At 64.3% G+C, this 17,885-nt stretch carries 17 protein-coding genes, 1 tRNA gene and 1 pseudogene; 12 read left to right on the forward strand and 7 right to left on the reverse strand.

Annotation, left to right across the window (positions count from 1 at the left end):
- Positions 1–121: 121 nt before the first annotated feature.
- Both ACW17U_RS05795 and ACW17U_RS05800 read left to right on the forward strand, forming a co-directional pair.
- Positions 122–898 (forward strand): hypothetical protein, encoded by a 777-nt coding sequence (locus ACW17U_RS05795; RefSeq protein ID WP_492055192.1) that lies wholly within the window; start codon positions 122–124, stop codon positions 896–898.
- Positions 895–2,031: a glycosyltransferase gene (locus ACW17U_RS05800; protein WP_492055193.1), complete on the forward strand. Its 1,137-nt coding sequence runs from the start codon at positions 895–897 to the stop codon at positions 2,029–2,031. Before ACW17U_RS05795 ends, ACW17U_RS05800 begins: the two co-directional genes overlap by 4 nt.
- Before the next feature lie 242 nt (positions 2,032–2,273).
- Here the strand turns inward: ACW17U_RS05800 and ACW17U_RS05805 are convergent, their stop codons facing one another.
- Both ACW17U_RS05805 and msrB read right to left on the reverse strand, forming a co-directional pair.
- Complete coding sequence (locus tag ACW17U_RS05805) at positions 2,274–2,876, reverse strand: alpha/beta hydrolase (RefSeq protein ID WP_492055194.1); 603 nt, start codon at positions 2,874–2,876, stop codon at positions 2,274–2,276.
- A gap of 104 nt (positions 2,877–2,980) precedes the next feature.
- Entirely contained in the window at positions 2,981–3,463 is a 483-nt protein-coding gene (gene msrB / locus ACW17U_RS05810) for a peptide-methionine (R)-S-oxide reductase MsrB (protein WP_492055195.1), read from the reverse strand.
- A 70-nt stretch (positions 3,464–3,533) separates the two neighbouring features.
- Here msrB and ACW17U_RS05815 point away from each other — a divergent pair, with 70 nt between their 5' ends.
- Positions 3,534–3,854: a heavy metal-binding domain-containing protein gene (locus tag ACW17U_RS05815; RefSeq protein WP_492055196.1), complete on the forward strand. Its 321-nt coding sequence runs from the start codon at positions 3,534–3,536 to the stop codon at positions 3,852–3,854.
- Positions 3,855–3,863: 9 nt separating this feature from the next.
- Positions 3,864–4,442, forward strand: coding sequence for a DJ-1/PfpI family protein (locus ACW17U_RS05820; protein WP_492055197.1), 579 nt, complete (start codon positions 3,864–3,866; stop codon positions 4,440–4,442).
- Between the two features lie 49 nt (positions 4,443–4,491).
- Here the strand turns inward: ACW17U_RS05820 and ACW17U_RS05825 are convergent, their stop codons facing one another.
- A complete protein-coding gene (locus ACW17U_RS05825; protein WP_062151562.1) occupies positions 4,492–4,989 on the reverse strand; it encodes a GlcG/HbpS family heme-binding protein in 498 nt (165 codons plus the stop codon).
- A 35-nt stretch (positions 4,990–5,024) separates the two neighbouring features.
- Positions 5,025–8,822, reverse strand: a complete 3,798-nt coding sequence (locus tag ACW17U_RS05830) for a LamG-like jellyroll fold domain-containing protein (RefSeq protein WP_492055198.1) — start codon at positions 8,820–8,822, stop codon at positions 5,025–5,027.
- Positions 8,823–8,978: 156 nt separating this feature from the next.
- On the opposite strand from ACW17U_RS05830, the gene ACW17U_RS05835 reads away from it, so the two are divergent.
- The 3 genes from ACW17U_RS05835 (at position 8,979) to ACW17U_RS05845 (ending at position 11,913) form a co-directional block, all read left to right on the forward strand.
- The gene (locus ACW17U_RS05835) at positions 8,979–10,973 is read left to right on the forward strand and encodes an acetyl-CoA carboxylase biotin carboxylase subunit (protein WP_492055199.1); all 1,995 of its coding nucleotides are present in this window, start codon (positions 8,979–8,981) and stop codon (positions 10,971–10,973) included.
- A 102-nt stretch (positions 10,974–11,075) separates the two neighbouring features.
- Complete coding sequence (locus ACW17U_RS05840; RefSeq protein ID WP_062147074.1) at positions 11,076–11,480, forward strand: DUF805 domain-containing protein; 405 nt, start codon at positions 11,076–11,078, stop codon at positions 11,478–11,480.
- Positions 11,481–11,523: 43 nt separating this feature from the next.
- Positions 11,524–11,913 carry a DUF805 domain-containing protein gene (locus ACW17U_RS05845; RefSeq protein WP_492055200.1) on the forward strand — a complete coding sequence of 130 codons (390 nt, stop codon included), beginning with the start codon at positions 11,524–11,526 and terminating at the stop codon, positions 11,911–11,913.
- On the opposite strand, the gene lipB is transcribed toward ACW17U_RS05845, so the two are convergent.
- A complete protein-coding gene (gene lipB, locus ACW17U_RS05850) occupies positions 11,910–12,635 on the reverse strand; it encodes a lipoyl(octanoyl) transferase LipB (protein WP_492055201.1) in 726 nt (241 codons plus the stop codon). The genes ACW17U_RS05845 and lipB overlap by 4 nt on opposite strands.
- 70 nt (positions 12,636–12,705) lie before the next feature.
- Here lipB and ACW17U_RS05855 point away from each other — a divergent pair, with 70 nt between their 5' ends.
- From ACW17U_RS05855 to ACW17U_RS05875, 5 genes are all read left to right on the forward strand, one after another.
- Complete coding sequence (locus tag ACW17U_RS05855) at positions 12,706–12,957, forward strand: FliM/FliN family flagellar motor switch protein (protein ID WP_007670373.1); 252 nt, start codon at positions 12,706–12,708, stop codon at positions 12,955–12,957.
- An 82-nt stretch (positions 12,958–13,039) separates the two neighbouring features.
- Positions 13,040–13,126 (forward strand) — tRNA-Leu (locus ACW17U_RS05860).
- Between the two features lie 154 nt (positions 13,127–13,280).
- The gene (gene mgtE / locus ACW17U_RS05865) at positions 13,281–14,735 is read left to right on the forward strand and encodes a magnesium transporter (RefSeq protein WP_492055202.1); all 1,455 of its coding nucleotides are present in this window, start codon (positions 13,281–13,283) and stop codon (positions 14,733–14,735) included.
- A gap of 103 nt (positions 14,736–14,838) precedes the next feature.
- Positions 14,839–16,119 carry a lysozyme-family localization factor SpmX gene (gene spmX, locus ACW17U_RS05870; protein WP_492055203.1) on the forward strand — a complete coding sequence of 427 codons (1,281 nt, stop codon included), beginning with the start codon at positions 14,839–14,841 and terminating at the stop codon, positions 16,117–16,119.
- A 77-nt stretch (positions 16,120–16,196) separates the two neighbouring features.
- Positions 16,197–17,351 carry an isovaleryl-CoA dehydrogenase gene (locus tag ACW17U_RS05875; RefSeq protein ID WP_084746237.1) on the forward strand — a complete coding sequence of 385 codons (1,155 nt, stop codon included), beginning with the start codon at positions 16,197–16,199 and terminating at the stop codon, positions 17,349–17,351.
- A gap of 103 nt (positions 17,352–17,454) precedes the next feature.
- Here the strand turns inward: ACW17U_RS05875 and ACW17U_RS05880 are convergent.
- Positions 17,455–17,540 (reverse strand): annotated as a pseudogene (locus ACW17U_RS05880) (hypothetical protein).
- 94 nt (positions 17,541–17,634) lie between these two features.
- On the reverse strand, positions 17,635–17,802 hold the full coding sequence (locus ACW17U_RS05885; protein WP_492055204.1) for a hypothetical protein: 168 nt from the start codon (positions 17,800–17,802) through the stop codon (positions 17,635–17,637).
- Positions 17,803–17,885 lie beyond the last annotated feature (83 nt).

Here is a 17,885-nt window from a genome sequence, read left to right on the forward strand (position 1 = left end):
CAAACAAATCTGCAGTAATGTTGTGTTGAGAAGTTTTGCATTGAAGGCAACCGGCACGTGTGATTTCGGCTCTAAAACTGCTTAGATTTTTTGATAAATTACTACAGATTAGAGCTCTGAAATGCCGCTCAGAACTGTCCTTGCCGTTGCCCATCCCGGCCATGAACTTCTGCTCCATTGCTGGATGGAACGTGAAAAGCCCCTGGTCCTGATCTGGACGGATGGTTCCGGAAGCCGGGCTGCGCCGCCCAGGCTCGAGGCATCCAGAAGGCTTATCAAGGCGGCCGGTGCTACGCCGGGGCCGCTGTTCGGTCTTGCCGGTGATCGAGAATTCTATTCAGCGATCCTTGCCCAGGATCTGGGCTTTTTCACCCGCCTGCTCGACGTCATGACGTCGGCCCTCGTCGACAATTTGGCGGAGCAAATTGTCAGTGATCCGATCGAAGAATACTCCCCGGTCCATGACCTCTGCAGCATGATTTCAACGCTAGCGGCGCAGCGAGCGGGCCGCATCCTGAAGCGTGAAATCAGGCACCTCGACTTTGATATCGAATTTCGAGGATCTCGCACCAGGGTGCAGCAGCCGCTCGAAGCCATAGTCCTGAGTCCGGCCCAGCTTGAGCGCAAAGCGTCGGCTGTTGCCGGCGCGACGGAGCTGAGCTTTGAGGTCAACCGACTGCTCCAGATTGATCCCGGTTTGCTTGATCGTGAAGCTTTATATGACCGGCCAAGTGGTCTTGAGGCCTTGAAGGCTCCGAGCGTCACCCCGCAATACGAGATCGCCGCCGCTCCCTTGGTGGCTTCCGGCGTTTTCAAGACACTTATTACCTACAAGGACCATATTGGTCCGTTAGTTGGTGGCCTTGTCGCGTATCAATCAAGGGATGTCAGAGCGTGACCGGTACGGCCCAACGACCTCTAAAAGTTCTGCTCACCAACGTTTGGCTACAGCGTCGTGGCGGTACTGAAACGGTGATACGCGATATCTCTCTGGGTTTGTTGAAGCGCGGCCACAGGCCTATTGTTTACTCACCGGTGTTGGGGACGCCTGCTGCAGAATTGCGAGAAAGAGGTGTCGCCGTTGTCAATGATCTCTCTCTCATCACTGACCCGCCGGATGTGATTCACGGCCAACACTTCATCCAGACGGCAGAGGCATTAATCCACTTCCCGGAGGTGCCTGCCGTTCAAATGTGCCACGCCTGGGCATTCTGGCAAGAAAAGCCTGCCGATTTCCCGCAGGTCTATCGCTATCTTGCTGTAGATCAGGCCGTCCATGATCGCCTGGTCCATAGCGAAGGCATAGACAAGAAGCGCGTCGAGATCCTTCACAATAGTGTCGATCTTTCGCGATACGTCCCGCGCTCTGTGCCTCTACCAGTCAGGCCTTTGAAGGCCCTGGCTTTCACGAAGTTCCAGACCCATGTTCCCATGCTCGAAGCTGTATGCCGAAAATTCGGCATGCAACTCGATGTGATCGGTGTCGGCGACAAGGTTATCGCTCACCCCGAATTCGAGCTCCTCAAGTACGATGTCGTGTTCGCGACGGCGCGGATGGCGTTGGAAGCCCTCTGTGCCGGTTGCGCAGTAATTCTTCTTGATGCTCGGGGCCTGGGCGGCATGGTCACGACGACCAACCTGCCCCGGTTGAGGGATCTGAACTTTGGGCTGAGGTCACTTTCGCCGATGTTGACCCAAGCTTTGATTTCAGCAGAGATTGAGCGTTACGATCCCGATGATGCGCGTCAGGTTTCAGACCAGGCGCGTCAAATGGCCTCTCTGGAACCCATGCTGGACCGTCTCGTGGGCATTTATGAAGAAGCCATGGCGCAGCCATTACCTGACGAGCGCGAAAAGGCGCAGGCTCTATTCAGGTTCTTGAAGCTCAGCCTTCCGAGTCCGCGCGCTAATGATCGGTGGCCCTGGATCAAGGAGTGCCAGGACCTGGAGATGCGCGTGAGTCAGCTGGAAGACGAGCTTTCGAAGACCAAGCTGGCCCTGGCAGAGGCCGTCGACGCGCAAAAAGCTTGACAGTGCCAAGCGTGAAAACGGGCGCATTCAGGTTGTGATCCTTGGCAGGAGCAGAAAAAATCTGCCGCTCTCTGCAATCAGGGCCTGGATTGGCGTTCAGTTTGACGGGCCACTTACTAAGGATGATGCAGAACAGTCGCGTCATCTGAAGGATTTGGCCGTGGGTCTTCATCGTCTGGGCTGAAGCTCAGATTGGCTAATCCAGATACGGCCACGTGGCACTGCAACGCTTGCTTCGTCGGTCAGCCAAGGCGAGCAACTCTCACTTCTCGGATCAGGTCCGCCAGCAGGGCGCGGCCCTTGATCCAGGGGCCATGGCCAGAGGCGACATTGATGTGGCCCGCCTGACCCAGATCGATGAATTTCGCGCCCCAGCCTCGGGCGAAGGCCTGGGCCCGCTCGATCTCGACAAAGGGGTCGTTGCGACTGGCCACGACCGTACTGGGGAAGGGCAGGCGCTGGCGCGGGATTGGCGAACAGCCCGTCAGCAGGCGACCCACGGGGCCCTCCTGGTTGACGTCGGCCGGCGCGACCAGCAAGGCGCCCCCGATACCCCGCCCGCCGGTCACCTGGGCGAGATGGGCGACCAGGGCGCAGCCCAGGCTATGGGCGACCAGTATGGCACCGGGATTCTTCCGAACGGCCTCTGCCAGGCTGATCGTCCAGTCGCCAAGGGCCGGACGTTCCCAGTCCGTCTGCTCGACACGTTCCGCGCCGGGCAGGTCGCGCTCCCAATGGCTCTGCCAATGGTCCGGGCCGGAATTGTACAGTCCTGGCACGATGAGAATGGGCGGGCCGTCGTCCTGCGCCAGGCGAGGCCGGTGCGATGCGTGGATACTGATCATGATGCGGCCTCCGAAAGGGGGGATGGCCAGAGCCAAACCCTTTTGCAGCAGCGCATTCAAACCAGATCAATTCGGTAGGAATATAGAGAACCTGAAGGCCCGGATCAGTCGCCCGCAGGATCGCCGCGATGCAGGGGGTCGGGCAGGGGATCGCCGGCCTTCACAAACTGCAGGGACACCGAATTGATGCAATAACGCAGGCGCGTGGGGGGCGGGCCATCCGGAAAGACGTGTCCCTGGTGGCTGTCACAACGGGCGCAACGGGTTTCGATGCGGGTCATGCCATAGGAGCTGTCCTTGATCGCCCGGACATGATCTTCGGCAAAGGGCGCATAGAAGCTGGGCCAGCCGGTGCCGCTCTCAAACTTGGTCTGGTGGCGGAACAGGGGCAGGCCGCACAGGCGGCAGCCATAGACACCCGGGCTTTTCTCGCCCAGCAGACCGCCGCAGAAGGGGGCCTCGGTGCCGTGCTGCAGCAGAACCCGCGCCTCTTCGGCGGTGAGGTCGCCCTCGAGGCGCGCGCGCTCGGCCTCGTTGGGCGGGGTCAGGTCAAAACCGGCGGTAGATCGGAGGGCGGCGTCTGTCATGACACCCAGTGTAGGGTGCCCGGAGCCAATCGGGTAGAGTCGAAGACGCCCATCAGGAAGGAACGAGCCGATGTTGACCTCTACCACCCCCTCGATCGCCGAGCGCGAAACCGCTGCCACCCTGGGTGTGGTGTCGGGAGAGGCGATCATCGGCGCGCACATCTTCCGCGACATCTTCGCCGGCATTACCAATATCATCGGCGGGCGCGCGGGCGGTTACGAGAAGGCCCTGCGCGAGGCGCGTGACATCGCCCTGAAGGAAATGAACGATGAGGCCCGCCGCCTGGGCGCGGACGCCGTGGTGGGCGTGGATCTCGACTATGAGTCGCTGGGCCCTGACGGCGGCATGCTGATGGTCACCGCCGCCGGCACCGCCGTGAAGCTGCGTTAGGGGAGGCCGATGACTGTTGCCGTCGCATTTCTGCAACCGGGCTGGGCCGATTGGGAGGCTGGGCCGGTCCTGGCGCTTCTGCGTGAGCATCTGGGCGTCCAGATCGAGGTCGCCACGCCGGATGGTGAGCCCCAGACCTCAATCGGCGGCCTGCTGGCTGCTGCAGACTACAGGTTTGACGATCCGGTCCTGTCCGACGCCGACGTCTTCCTGCTAATCGGTTCGGAAGCCTGGACAGGCTTTGTCGATGAGGCGGTGTTCGGGCTGCTGCGGCAGGCCGTCGCCGACGGCAAGATCGTCGGCGCGATCTGCGCGGGCACCGTCGCCGCGGCCCGAGCGAGGCTGTTTGACGGTCGCGACCATACCTCCAATGGCAAGGACTGGCTGGGGGAGCAGGCTCCCGGCTATGGGGGCGGCACCCGGTACGTCGATCAGGCGAGAGCGGTGACCTCCGGCAGGATCGTGAGCGCCGCCGGTATCGCGCCGGTCAGCTTCGCGGCCGGAATCGCACGTCTGATCGCACCGGAGTCCGAAGCGCTGATCGCTGGTTACGAAGCCATGTTCGCCAGGGAGTTCGCTCCGGCCTGACGAGCCGTGGAAAGGCGGGGTGTTGCCGACCCCGCCCTTCCGGAGTCGTCTATTTGGCCAGGGCCGCCGCGCCGGCACGGGCCACCACGCCGTCCTGGGCACCCGTTCCGCCCGACGCGCCGATCGCACCAATGATGCGGTTATCGACGATCAGCAGCTCGCCGCCCTCGATGGCCAGGGCCCCGGTGAAGATGGCGTTCAGCGTCCCGCCCTTGACCGCGTCCTGGAAAAAGAGCGTCGGCCGGCGGAAGTTGGCGGCGGTTTCGGCCTTGCGGCGCGCCACATCGTTTGAGCCGTACTGCGTGCCGTCCATCTTTTCACTCACCACCAGCGCGCCATTGGGCTCGACCACGGTGATGACCATGAACCAGCCGTTCTTGACGGCTTCGGCCTGGGCGGCGGCGACGGCGATCTTGGCCTCGGCCAGGGTCACCGAGCGGCCATAGGGCGGATAGACGGGCGGTGCCGAGGGCGGCGTGGCGGTCTGCGCCATGGCGGGAGAGACAAGGGCCACGGCCAGGGCAGCGGCAAGAGCAGTGGATTTCATGGCTTCGGATTCCTCGGGCGGCTGGATCGGGTCAGTCATGGCACGCCAACCTCGTCATTGAGGCTCGTGATCTGGGGCTGGTCGGTGACAAGGCGCAGGCGCAGGCCTGACGGCTTCAGGGCGGCAGGCGCGGTCAGGGTCACGCGCCCCACCTTCGGCTTGAGGTCCGCGGGGGCCTTGAGCGCCGGCGTCGGCGTTGAGGCGATGACCTGGCCGGCGGCATCGATCAGATCAAGCCGGGCCGCCAGGGCGTCCTTGGCCCCCAGGCTGTGGATCGCGACGCTGACCCTGGAGCCCTTGACCGTGACATCGCCACGCCCCACGCCCAGATCGGCGCGCCCTGCCGGGTCATCGCCCGGCGTTTTCAGGGCCATCTCGATGACGCTGGTCTGGCCGGGTGGCAGGGTCAGACGCACGGTCCGTGTCCGTTCAAACGTCAGGTCACGCGTCTCGGCTGTGCCATCGAGGGCATCATCGCCATTGGTGTCGAGGCCCTGCCGCAGGGTCCACTGACCGGGGGCAATACCCCAGCCGGTCATGTCGGCCTGTACCGGCTTGCCGGTCAGGTTATGGGCCAGAACCTTGAAGCGCCCGGGCGTCGTGTCCTGGATCAGGATCGCCACGTCTTCGCCGCGGGTCTCGCCGTCGAAGCGCCAGCTGACCAGGTGACCCGGATAGAGCAGGTTGCGCTTCAGGGCGATCCCGCCGAGGCGCGAGCGCTGCAGCAGGTCGCTGGGCAGCTCGACGCGATCCGACCACCAGTGGCCTTCCGTCAGCATCGCCATGTGCTGGCTGTTCCACTTGATCTCATCGGCATAGAGCCGCTCGAGGTGGGCCTTGTCCCCGGTCATTTGCCAGGCGGCAAAGCGCTCGAAATCGCCCCCGGTCTCGGCGCGCCGGGTCAGGGCCTCGCCCCAGGTGGCGTGCTTGTCGAGTGCGACCAGGACATTCTCGGTCAGGTCCGCGATCGTTCGCGGGCCATTCTTGTCGACGCGCCAGAGAATGGGCTTGAGATATCGGGCATCGCCGGTGAAGCGATAGGCCGCCCAGAAGATCTGCATCGGCGAACCGGCGCCCGAACCCTGCAGCATGGTGCCGCCGCGTTCGGCATCGCTGCGCCAGTTGATCTCGTTGGGAAAGCTGCCGTCCTTGGCCTGATGGGCCAGATAGCCGTCGGCAAGACCGATGATCATGGCCCGCGACTGCGGGTCGCCATTATAGGTCCCCAGCAGGATGGCGGGGTGCAGGATCAGGTAGGAATAGGGCTTGGACCATTCCCAGGGGGCTTCGCGATAGATGGTCTTGCCGCCAAACCAGTTGGAATTGAAGTGCAGGTGGCCGGCCGGGTTGGTCTCTACCACCCGCTGCAGGCCACGCACGGTGGCCATCATCCGCTCGACGGCCAGCGGGTCGCCGTAGTTGAGGTACAGGGATTCAGCATCAGAATTGATGCCTTCCTCATAGACGTGAAGCTCGTCGGTGGTGATGGTCGGCAGGCCTTCGGTGAACATGCCGTTGCGATGGGCGGCGTCCGCAAGGCGGTTCAGGGAACTGCGGATCTTGTCAGGCTCGACCCCCATCAGGGCCAGGCCCGGCCACTGCTGTGTCAGGTCGGTATCGTCGGAAATCCCGCCCCCGAAGTCGCCATATTCCGACTGACGCTCGTCGATCCACCAGTTGACGAACTGACTGACCCGTTTCAGGTCCTGCGACTGGCGGAAGGCCCAGAGTGGCGTGCCTTCCGGGGCCTTGGGTTGCTCGAAGCTCGGCCAGCCCTGGCTGCCATAGGTGATGTCGCCCCAGTATTCGCGGCCCTGCTGGTGATCGGGATCGACCCGCAGCAGGTCCGTCATGTCGGCATCCAGGCGGCGGTAGAGGCCCTGACGCTTGGAGGTGGTGTGCTCCTCGACCAGGAAGGCCCAGTTGTCCTTCATCTGGTTGAAGCGGTCGGCGATATGCTCGGCCTTGGCCAGGTCACGATCCTTGAAGACCAGCCTGATCTTCGTCCCGTCCAGCGCCTGGGGGCCGAACGCGTCGCTGGCGGAGGCCAGGGTCAGATAGAGACTGTCGGCGGTCAGGATGCGGTCGCGCAGGTCCAGCCAGACGGTGCGGGCCTCGCCCGGCTTCACCGAAACGCTGACATCGATCATGTTGCGGCCGGGCCAGATCGGATCCTTGATCTGAATGTTCAGTGGCACGAGTTCGCCGTCTGAGGCGGCGATGTTGAGCGCCGGAATGTCGATGGCGATACCGTCGAGGCCGTCGCGCACGTTTTCCCAGCCATAGGCCCAGTTGCGGGCAAGCGGCAGATTGGCCGGCGCGTCGCCGAAATTCGACGGGATCAGCACATGCACGATCGGCAGGCCTGAGACCGGTCCCTTGGCTGAGCTTCGTTTGCGGCTGGGGGCACCCTCCGGCAGGGCCACCACGGTGGCGCGCTCCGCAACCGGATGGCGGCCGGCAATGTAGCGCTTGAGATCCGCCAGGTTCAGATAGTCGGGCTCTGCATCGGCGCGAACCGTGTAGCTCATCTTGAAGGCACCGGCCGGCTCGAGGCCCTCCGACACATTATAGGCCCAGAGCTCCTGGATCGGGGTTTCCTGGGCCGTATTGGTGAAGCTGATCACGCCGCCCTTCACGGCGGTGGCCAGGGTGGTGACGGTGCGGCCCTGGTTCCTGTCACGGTGGCCCAGCCTGGTCGGCTTGCCGCCTGCTGCGGGCGTCCAGGTCAGCTCGCCATAGGCCGGGCCCTGGATCTCGAGGCGGTTGATGGGCTCGTCGGGCAGGGACTGCTTCAGCGTCTTGCCGCCCTCGACATAGACGTTCCAGTCCGGCAGTTGGAAGTAGTCGTTGCGGCCTTCCAGACGCGAGCGGTTATAGACGCCGGGCCAGGTGGTTTCAGGAATCCCGTCATTGGCCCGCCACATCCACTGCTTGATGTCCTTGGCGTCAGTGAACTCGACCTTGCGGATGCGCGTCGAGGGCGCGGCCAGATAGGGCGGCAGGTCCTTCTCGCGGTTCCAGCCATAACGCAGACGCCAGGCCGCGCGCGTCGCCGGATCGCTGAGCAGGGCGACCGGGGCCGGCGTTTCGGTTGGCGCGTTCCTGGCCAGGGCAGCGAAATCGGCCGCCTCTAGCGGGCGGTCATAGACGCGGAGCTCATCCAGGTCTCCGCCGCGCAGGAAGTTGTAGCGGCTTTGGACCTGGTGCGGCGCGATCACCCGCGCCGCGACGCCGAACTGGTCCAGGCCGGCATCATAGATCGCCTTGCGATCGCGGCGCGCGGCCGGCTTGCCGTCGACAAACAGCTGAACGCCGGTGGTTTCATCCCAGGTGAAGGCCAGATGGGTCCAGGCGTCAGCCTTCGGGGCCTTGTCCAGCTTGAACGAGACGCGGGTGCGCGCCAGACCGTTGTCGGTGACGAAGGCGTCAAAGCCCGCGCCGTTCCAGTCGATCCGCAGGAAGGCCATGTCCCAGCTGCTGTGGTCGGCGAAACCGACCCGGAAGATCACGAACGGGGCCTGGCCGACCGGGTAGCCTGAGCGCCAGAAGAAGGCGAGGGACCCGCGCTGGGCCTGAACATTGCCGGGCGCGTTCCAGGCGACGACTCCGTCGTCCTCGGCATGAAAGCCCTTGCCGAACGCGCCGTCGGCGATCGGCGTCACCTTGTCGCTGAAATTGGGGATGGCGTCGCCGGCGGCCGTATCAGCGACCAGTCCCTGGTCGCCCGACAGATGGAATAGCAGGGCCGGCTGCTCTTTGGAGGCGGCCGTGGCCGTGCCGGCCAGGAGGAGGGCACCGCCCATCCAGCCCAGAATCATTGCCTTGATCACGGCTGCTTCTCCCCTAACCAGACGTCGTGGGCCTTGTTTTTGGAAACCGGTGTCATGCCCTGTCTCCGGTGTACCGCCGTAGGGGCAAGGTTGCAAACAGGCGCGGGCCTGATAACCGGTGTCCAACAAGACAATAAGCTTGCAGGGGGCCACACCATGTTCAGCAAGATCCTGATCGCCAACCGGGGTGAAATCGCCGTTCGCGTCATCAAGACGTGTCGCCGGCTGGGGATTGCGACCGTGGTGGTCTATTCCGACGCGGACGCAGGCAGCCTCGCCGTCGAGATGGCCGACGAGTCGGTCCACATCGGCCCGTCGCCGGCCAACCAGTCCTACCTGGTGGCCGACAAGATCATCGACGCCTGCCGGCAGACCGGGGCCCAGGCCGTGCACCCGGGCTTTGGCTTCCTGTCGGAGAATGCCGGCTTCGCCCAGCGCTGCGCCGATGAGGGCATCGTGTTCATCGGTCCCAATCCCGGTGCGATCAGCGCCATGGGCGACAAGATCGAGAGCAAGAAGTTCGCCCAGGCCGCCGGGGTCTCCTGCGTGCCGGGACATATCGGCGAGATCGACGACACCGCCCACGCGATCAAGATTTCCGAGCAGATCGGCTATCCGGTGATGATCAAGGCCTCGGCCGGCGGTGGCGGCAAGGGCATACGGGTGGCCTGGACGCAGCAGGACGTCGAAGAGGGCTTCCCGGCCGTCCGCGCCGAGGCCAAGGCCAGCTTTGGCGACGACCGGATCTTCATCGAGAAGTTCATCGTCAGCCCGCGCCACATCGAGATCCAGGTGCTGGGCGACAAGCACGGCAATGTCGTCCACCTGTTCGAGCGCGAATGCTCGATCCAGCGCCGCAACCAGAAGGTCATCGAGGAGGCTCCGAGCCCGCTGCTCGACGAGGCCACACGCAACGCCATGGGGGCCCAGGCCGTGGCCCTGGCCAAGGCTGTCAATTACGACAGCGCCGGTACGGTCGAGTTCGTGGCCGGCCAGGACAAGAGCTTCTTCTTCCTCGAGATGAACACCCGCCTGCAGGTCGAACACCCGGTCACCGAGCTGATCACGGGCCTGGATCTGGTCGAGCAGATGATCCGCAGCGCCTGGGGTGAGAAACTGGCCTTCGAACAGAAGGACCTGAAGATCAACGGCTGGGCCATCGAGAGCCGGATCTATGCCGAGGATCCCTACCGCAAGTTCCTGCCCAGCATCGGCCGCCTGGTCCGCTACGCCCCTCCGGAGGAGGGACAGCGGGAAGGCTACAAGGTTCGCAACGACGCCGGGGTGCGCGAGGGCGACGAGATCTCGATGTTCTACGACCCGATGATCTCCAAGCTCTGCACCTGGGCCCCGACGCGGATCGCCGCCGTCGACGGCATGGGCCGGGCCCTGGAGGACTTCCACATCGAGGGTCTGGGCCAGAACATCCCGTTCCTGAATGCCGTCATGGACCAGGAGCGGTTCCGCTCGGGCCAGCTGTCGACCAATTACATCAAGGACGAGTTCCCGGACGGCTTTGCCGGCACCGAGCCGACCCCGGCCCAGATCGATGTGCTGACCGCCGTCGGCGCGGCCATGCAGCGGGTCTATGCCGCCCGTGCGCGGACCAATGTCGCGGGCCTCAATGGCACCGTTCGTGACGAGTGGGTGGTGGCCGTGGGCCACGCCAAGCGTCGCGTGAAGCTGTCGGGTGAAGAGGACCTGACCGTCGACCTGCTCGACGAGGGTCGCGCCCTGATCCTGAGCGACATCGACTGGCGTCCCGGCAAGCCCGTATTCCGGGGCGTGCTGGGCGGGGCTGCGTTCACCGTTCAGGTCGCGCCGGCGGCCGAGGGCTTCACCATCCGCCACCGCGCCGCCAAGGCCCGGGTGCTGGTTCTGACCCCGCGTTCCGCCGAGCTGCATGACATGCTGCCCGAGAAGCAGGCTGCCGACACCTCCAAGCTGGTGCTGTCGCCGATGCCGGGCCTGGTGGTTTCGATGGACGTCGCCGCCGGCCAGCAGGTACGCGAGGGCGAGGTGGTCTGCGTGCTTGAGGCCATGAAGATGCAGAACATCATCCGCGCCGAGCGCGACGGCGTGGTAAAGGCCGTCAATGCCAAGGGCGGTGACCCGGTCGCGGCCGATGAGGTGCTTGTCGAGTTCGCCTAGGGCAGCGGAAGACATTTCGCCGCCCCTGTGGCCGTTCGACGACTTCCACTGGCCCTGCCGTCGGCCTAGGTTCGGCTTCGAGAGTCGCTGGAGCTTGCAAGCATGAACGGTCAGAGTGAATGGGCGGAGCTGTTCCTGTCGTCGAACGGCAGGCTGTCGCGCACACCGTTCCTGATCGCTGCGGCCGTGCTGATCGGCTTCACCGTGATCTATGAGGCCATAGCCGGCTATACCCTGCACTGGCTGACCGGCTGGCTGGTCTATCCGGCCCTGCTGTTTTCGGGCGCCTGCGTGCTGTCCAAGCGCCTGCATGACCGTGGCCGCTCAGGGTGGTTCGCCGCCCTGATCCTGGTAGCTGTCGTGGCCGTGTGGCCCCAGCCCGAGCACTTCCTCGACTTCGTGTTCTCGATCGCCATCCTGTGGGCCATCGTCGAGCTGGGCGTCATGGGTAGCGAGCAGGGGGCCAATCGCTATGGCCCCAATCCCTTGAAGGCGATTTCGATCTAAGGTTTAGTGCTGCTGTCTTTCGCCGAAAAAGGTGAGGTCAGGCATGATCCTGCGGTGGTTTGATGCGCGTGGCGCGGTGGAGCGGGAACGCTTCCTGATGGACACCACCGTGACCTGGCTGATCGGCAACCTGGGTTTCCTGGCCTGTTTCCTGGCGAAGGCCCCGGTCTACAGCTTTGCCGCCTATGGCCGCATGATCGATCATCGCCCCGAGGCCCTCGCCGCAATGGGGCCGCCTCTCGCCGCCGTGGCCTTGGCCTTGTGGCTAGCGCAGGTGTGGGCTCTGGCGGCGCTGTCGTCGAAGCGTCTGCATGACATGGGGCATGCGGGCTGGTGGGCCGGGCTTTCGCTCATTCCAGGCGTTCAGATCCTGTTCTGGATAGCGCTCTGTTCTTGGCCCTCAAAGGATTCTGCCGGCGTTCGCACGGCCTAGACCGGCGCGTCCGCGTCTTCCACCGCCCCGAACATCCTCTGGAAGCTGGCCTTCAGGGCCGCGTCGGCCTCGTCCAGGGTCACCGGCAAACCCAGATCGACCAGGCTGGTGACCCCGTGCTCGGTCTGGCCGCAGGGCACGATGCCCGAGAAATGGCCAAGGTCGGGTTCCACATTCAGGCTGATGCCGTGGAAGCTGACCCATTTGCGCAGCTTGACCCCGATCGCGGCGATCTTGTCCTCGCGTGACCAGCCTGGCCCCTTGCGCTCAACCCAGACCCCGACCCGGCCCTCGCGCATCTCGCCGACCACATTGAAGCTAGCCAGGGCGTCGATGATCCAGGCCTCCAGAGCCTCGACAAAGGCCCTGACGTCGCGGCCGCGCTTGGTCATGTCCAGCATGACATAGGCCACCCTCTGGCCGGGGCCATGATATGTGTACTGGCCGCCGCGCCCGCTCTCGAAGACCGGGAAGCGGTCGGGTTCGATCAGGTCGGAACCCTTGGCCGAAATGCCGGCGGTATAGAGCGGCGGATGCTCCAGCAGCCAGACGAGTTCGCCCGCCGTGCCCTCGGCAATGGCGGCGGCACGCGCCTCCATGGCGGCAACGGCTGCCGGGTAGGGGACGTAACCGGTCGAAACCGCCCACCCCACGGGCGCGCCGTCGCTGCGTCCTAGGCGCGGGTTTCCTTTATTTTCAAGGCTTAACGGGCGATCAAGCATACGGCCCTATTCTTGCAATCTCGATGGCGCGACCAGTCTGGTCGAGAGTCGATTTCAGGGGCCTTAGTTCGTGAGCCAGGTCAACGCCGTCAATGTCGAGATCTCCGTTCTTTTGGGGCGCTCGATCCTCCCCATGCAGCAGCTGCTGCGCATGGGTCGCGGCGCGGTGATCCCGCTGGACGCCAAGACCAATGACGAGGTCTGGATCCTGGCCAACAACCACCCGATCGCTCGCGGCGAGATCCAGATCAGCGACGATCGCATCGCCATCCAGGTGACGCGGGCCGCTGATGTCTATGACTACATGGCCGGCGGCGTCTGACCGTTAGCGGTAAGTTCGCTTTCAGCGAACTCAGCCCTTTCCAAACCAGATTCAGTTTGCTACCAGCCGCCCCTCACCACGTGCGGTCGTGGCGGAATTGGTAGACGCGCAGCGTTGAGGTCGCTGTGCCCGAAAGGGCGTGGAAGTTCGAGTCTTCTCGACCGCACCAGGTGAAACTGACTAGAGCGCGCTTGGCGAAATCGGTTTCCGACTCGCCGGGCGCGCTCTAATCGTTTTCAGGCCTGACTTTCCCCCGGGAAGCGGGCCAGCCATCCTTCGGAACACGCCAGCGACGCCAAGCCCTTTGAGCTCAGGAGGCCCCCATGACCCGGGACATCGCCGAACTGACCGACGACGCGCTGGACAAGGCTCTGCTCTCCCAGGCCGCCCTTCCAGAGGACCTTGAAGACCTCGCCCTCGGCGACGACTACGCGCTCAATCCCGAATATGTCGAGATGGTGATCGACGCCGCCGACAGCGGCAATACCGAGCGCCTGCGCGAGCTGGTCGGGGCCCTGGAGCCCGCCGACGTCGCCGACCTGATGGGCTTTCTCTCCTCGGCCTATCGCGAAGAGGTCATTCCGCTCCTCGACCCCGAAGCCCTCGGCGAGATCATCGCCGAGCTCGAGGACAATATCCGCGAGGAAGTGCTCGAGGCCACGCCGTCGGTCGCCCTGGCCCGCGCGCTCGAGGAACTCGACACCGACGACGCCGCCGACGTCATCGATGACCTGGACGACACCAAACGCTTCCAGGTGCTGGCGGCCATGGACGAGACCGATCGCGCGGCGATCGAGACGACACTGTCCTATGAAGACGAGACCGCCGGCCGTCTGATGCAGCGCGAGTTTCTCGCGGCACCGGAGTTCTGGAGCGTCGGCCATACGATCGACCATGTGCGCGAGGCCGGCGACTCTCTGCCTGAGCTGTTCTTCGACGTCTATGTGGTGGATCCCAGCTACAAGCCGGTCGGAGCCATTCCGATCAGCCTGCTGCTGCGCAGCCGCCGCGAGACCCGGCTGGCCGACCTGATGGAGGCGGTCACTGAAATCCAGGTCGAGATGGGCCAGGAAGAGGTGGCCTATATCTTCGACAAGTACCACCTGATCAGTGCGCCGGTGATCGATCCGGGCGGCCGTCTGGTGGGTCAGATCACGGTCGATGACATCGTTGAGGTCATCCGCGACGAGGCCCAGGCGGACATCCTGGCCCTGGCCGGTGTGTCGGATGCCGGCCGTGACGCCAGCGTGGTCGACATCGTCCGTGCCCGGCTGCCCTGGCTGCTGCTCAACCTGGTCACCGCGACCATTGCAGTCAGCGGTGTGGCTGTCTTCCAGGACGAGATCGCCAAGCTGGTGGCCCTGGCCATCCTGATGCCGATCGTTTCGTCGCTGGGCGGCAATGCCGGCACCCAGACCCTGGCCGTGGCCGTGAGGGCTCTGGCCAGCAAGGAACTGACCACGGCCAATGCCCGCCGGATCGTTCTGCGCGAGCTGTCGGTCGGCCTCGTCAATGGCCTGTGTCTTGCTCTCGTGATGGGCGGGGCCACCTACATGATCTTCGGACCCGAGGACCATCACGGGAAACTGGCGATCATTGTCGGCCTGGCCCTGGTGACCAACATCTTCACGGCCGCCGTCGGTGGTATCCTGGCCCCCCTGGCCCTGGAGAAGATGGGCCGGGACCCTGCGGTCTCGTCGTCGATCTTCGTGACCTTCCTGACCGATTTTACGGGCTTCTTTGCGGTCCTGCTGATCGCCGCCCTGCTGCTGAACTAGAAAAATCAGCTCTCCCGTCACGGGAACGGGCAAAGCGGCCCCTATCTTGCCGGGAGAGAGACGAACGCACCTGCGTCTGTCTCAAACTGGGTCATTCTCCGCGATGAAACCGCGTCATCAGGTCTCCCGCGCCGCCGTCGATCTCATCAAGAGATTCGAAGGCTACCGGATGAAAGCCGCTCAGCTCCCGGACGGGCGCTGGACCATCGGTTACGGCCATACCCTGACCGCTCGCGGCGGGGCGAGCGTCACGGAACAGGACGCCGAAGCCCTGCTGCTCTACGACCTGATTTCGGTCGCCCATGCGGTCAATGAACAGACCTATACGCCGCTGAACCAGAACCAGTTCGATGCGCTGGTCTGTTTCGCCTTCAATATCGGTCTGGACAATTTCATCCGCTCCGGGGTTCTGCGCCGGGTCAATGAGGGCTCGCTGCTGCAGGCCGCCTGCGCGATGGAGATGTGGCGCAAGGCCGATTTCGAGGGCGAACGGATCGTCATCGACGCCCTGGTCCGCCGTCGCTCGGCGGAAAAGGCCCTGTTCCTGACGCCTGCGGATGGCGTCTGGGTTGCGGCGCCCAGCCCGATCCTGCGGCCCAAGGTCGACTACGACGCCAGCTGCGCCGTGCCCAAACAGACTCCGGCCACGGTGATGGCGCGTTTCGAAGGCGATCGCGCCACAATCGAGCGCGAGGAAGGGCCTGCCCCGATCCTGGTCGCCCCCGCGGACGAGGCTCCTTCGGCCAGCGAGCAGGCTGCTGCAGCCGTCGGCGCGCGTCTTGAGGCCATCCTGCCGGATACGCCGGCCCCGGCCCCGGCCCCGGTCGTTGTGGCTCATGTCGCCTCGCGGGACGACCTGGTTCTGCCGGAGCCGCCGGTGCCGGCTGCCGCCGTGCCAGCGGCCGTCCTCTATGAGGACTTCGAGGAGACCGTCAGCGCCCCGTTCCGCCTGACCCCGGAGCCGGTGGCTCCCGTCACGCCGCCGACGCCGGTCGTCGAGGTGGTCGAAACCCCGGCCCCGCGTCCCTTCGTGGTCGAGCCCACCCTGTTCGAAACCGCAACCCGAACCTCGCCTTCGGTCTTCAATCTCGATGGTTTCTCGACCAGTGAGGACGTGACCCTGAGCGCCATGGACGTGCCGTTCACCGAACCGGAAGCCCCGCGCTTCGGCAATCTGAGCCTGCTGGTCAGCCTCGGCGTGCTGGGCTTGGCCATGTTCGGCGGCGGTGTGCTGTGGATCCTGACCGTGGCCTCGGGTCCGGGCTTCTCGCAGATCAAGATGTTCGGCTACGGCGCCAGCATGGTGGGGGCCATCTGCTTTGTCGTCTCGGCCTATCTGCTGCTGCGCAAGCTGGGCGGACCCGAAGAGGGCGACGAGGACTGATCCCGGCTGAAAAGCCGATGAGCATGAACGCCCGCAGGTCTCGTTGATCTGCGGGCGTTTGTGCTATGGGGTGGCGCATGATGACAAATTCCGCACCCTCGATGGACTTCGCGCTGGGCGAAACGGCCGACGCGATCCGTGACACCACTGCCCGGTTCGCGGCCGACAAGATCGCGCCGATCGCCGCTCAGATCGATGAAACCAACAGCTTTCCGCGCGAGCTCTGGGTGCCCATGGGTGACCTTGGCCTGCACGGCATCACGGTCGAGGAGGAGTTCGGCGGCCTGGGGCTCGGCTATCTCGAACATGTGGTCGCGATGGAGGAGATCTCCCGCGCGTCAGCCTCGGTCGGCCTGTCCTATGGGGCCCACTCCAATCTCTGCGTGAATCAGATCCGCCGTTGGGCGACACCCGAGCAAAAGACCCGCTACCTGCCCAAGCTGATCAGCGGTGAACATGTCGGCTCTCTGGCCATGAGCGAGGTCGGATCGGGCTCGGACGTGGTGTCCATGAAGCTGCGGGCCGAGCTCAAGGGCGACCACTATGTACTCAACGGCACGAAATTCTGGATCACCAACGCCCCGCATGCCGACACCCTGGTGGTCTATGCCAAGACCAGTGATCGCGGCATCACCGCCTTCCTGATCGAGAAGGGCATGAAGGGTTTCAGCGTCAGCAAGAAGCTCGACAAGATGGGCATGCGCGGATCGGATACCGCCGAGCTGGTCTTTGAAGACTGCGAAGTCCCGGTGGAGAACGTCATGGGCCCGGTCGGCGGTGGCGTCGGCGTGCTGATGAGCGGGCTGGACTATGAGCGCGCCGTACTGGCGGCGGGGCCGCTTGGCCTGATGCAGGCCTGTATCGACGTCGTCCTGCCCTATGTCCGCGAACGCAAGCAGTTCGGCCAGGCCATTGGCTCGTTCCAGCTGATGCAGGGCAAGGTGGCGGACATGTATGTCGCCCTGAACTCGGCCAGGGCCTATGTCTATGCCGTGGCCCGTGCCTGTGATGCGGGCAAGACCACCCGTTTCGACGCCGCCGGCGCGATCCTGCTGGCCTCGGAGAATGCCGTGAAGACCTGTCTGGAGGCCATTCAGGCCCTGGGCGGTGCCGGCTATACGCGGGAATGGCCGGTCGAGCGTTTCCTGCGCGACGCCAAGCTGTATGACATCGGTGCCGGCACCAACGAGATCCGGCGCTTCCTGATCGGCCGCGAACTGGTCGGCAACTGACCTTCGCGCCATGAAAAAGGGCCGTTCCGGTCGCCCGGAACGGCCCTCCATCGTCGTGGCCGCGGTGCGCGGCGTGACTGAAACCTGGAGCGATTCAACGCCTCTAGGCGGATACCTCTATCTTCAGGCTCCAGGTCACGATGCGCGACCTCGGTTGGAGACAATGAGACACTGGTCACCTCCTTTCAGTTGTTGAACAACACAAGCAGAGTATGGGCGCGAAATTCCGGGCAAGGAAAGCGGATATTTCAGCTACGGCCTTTTGCCGCAGAGCGATCGGGGATCAGGCGAGCAGCATCTTCAGGGTCATGATGACCACGGCCCAGAACAGCACGGTCGCGGCGATCATCATGGGCCGGGGAAAATCAAGCCTTTGAGCCGGTGGCGGCATCAATCCCACCGCATCCTTGCGGTGATCAACGACCACAGTGCGCTTGGCCGGTCGAGGCATGGCTCCATGTCCTTCCCTAAGGTCTCACTGTCGGAGACCTGAATTAGATATAGTGTGAATCGCGCATTAACAAAGATGTTAAC

This window comes from Caulobacter sp. AVps16 (assembly GCF_058681455.1).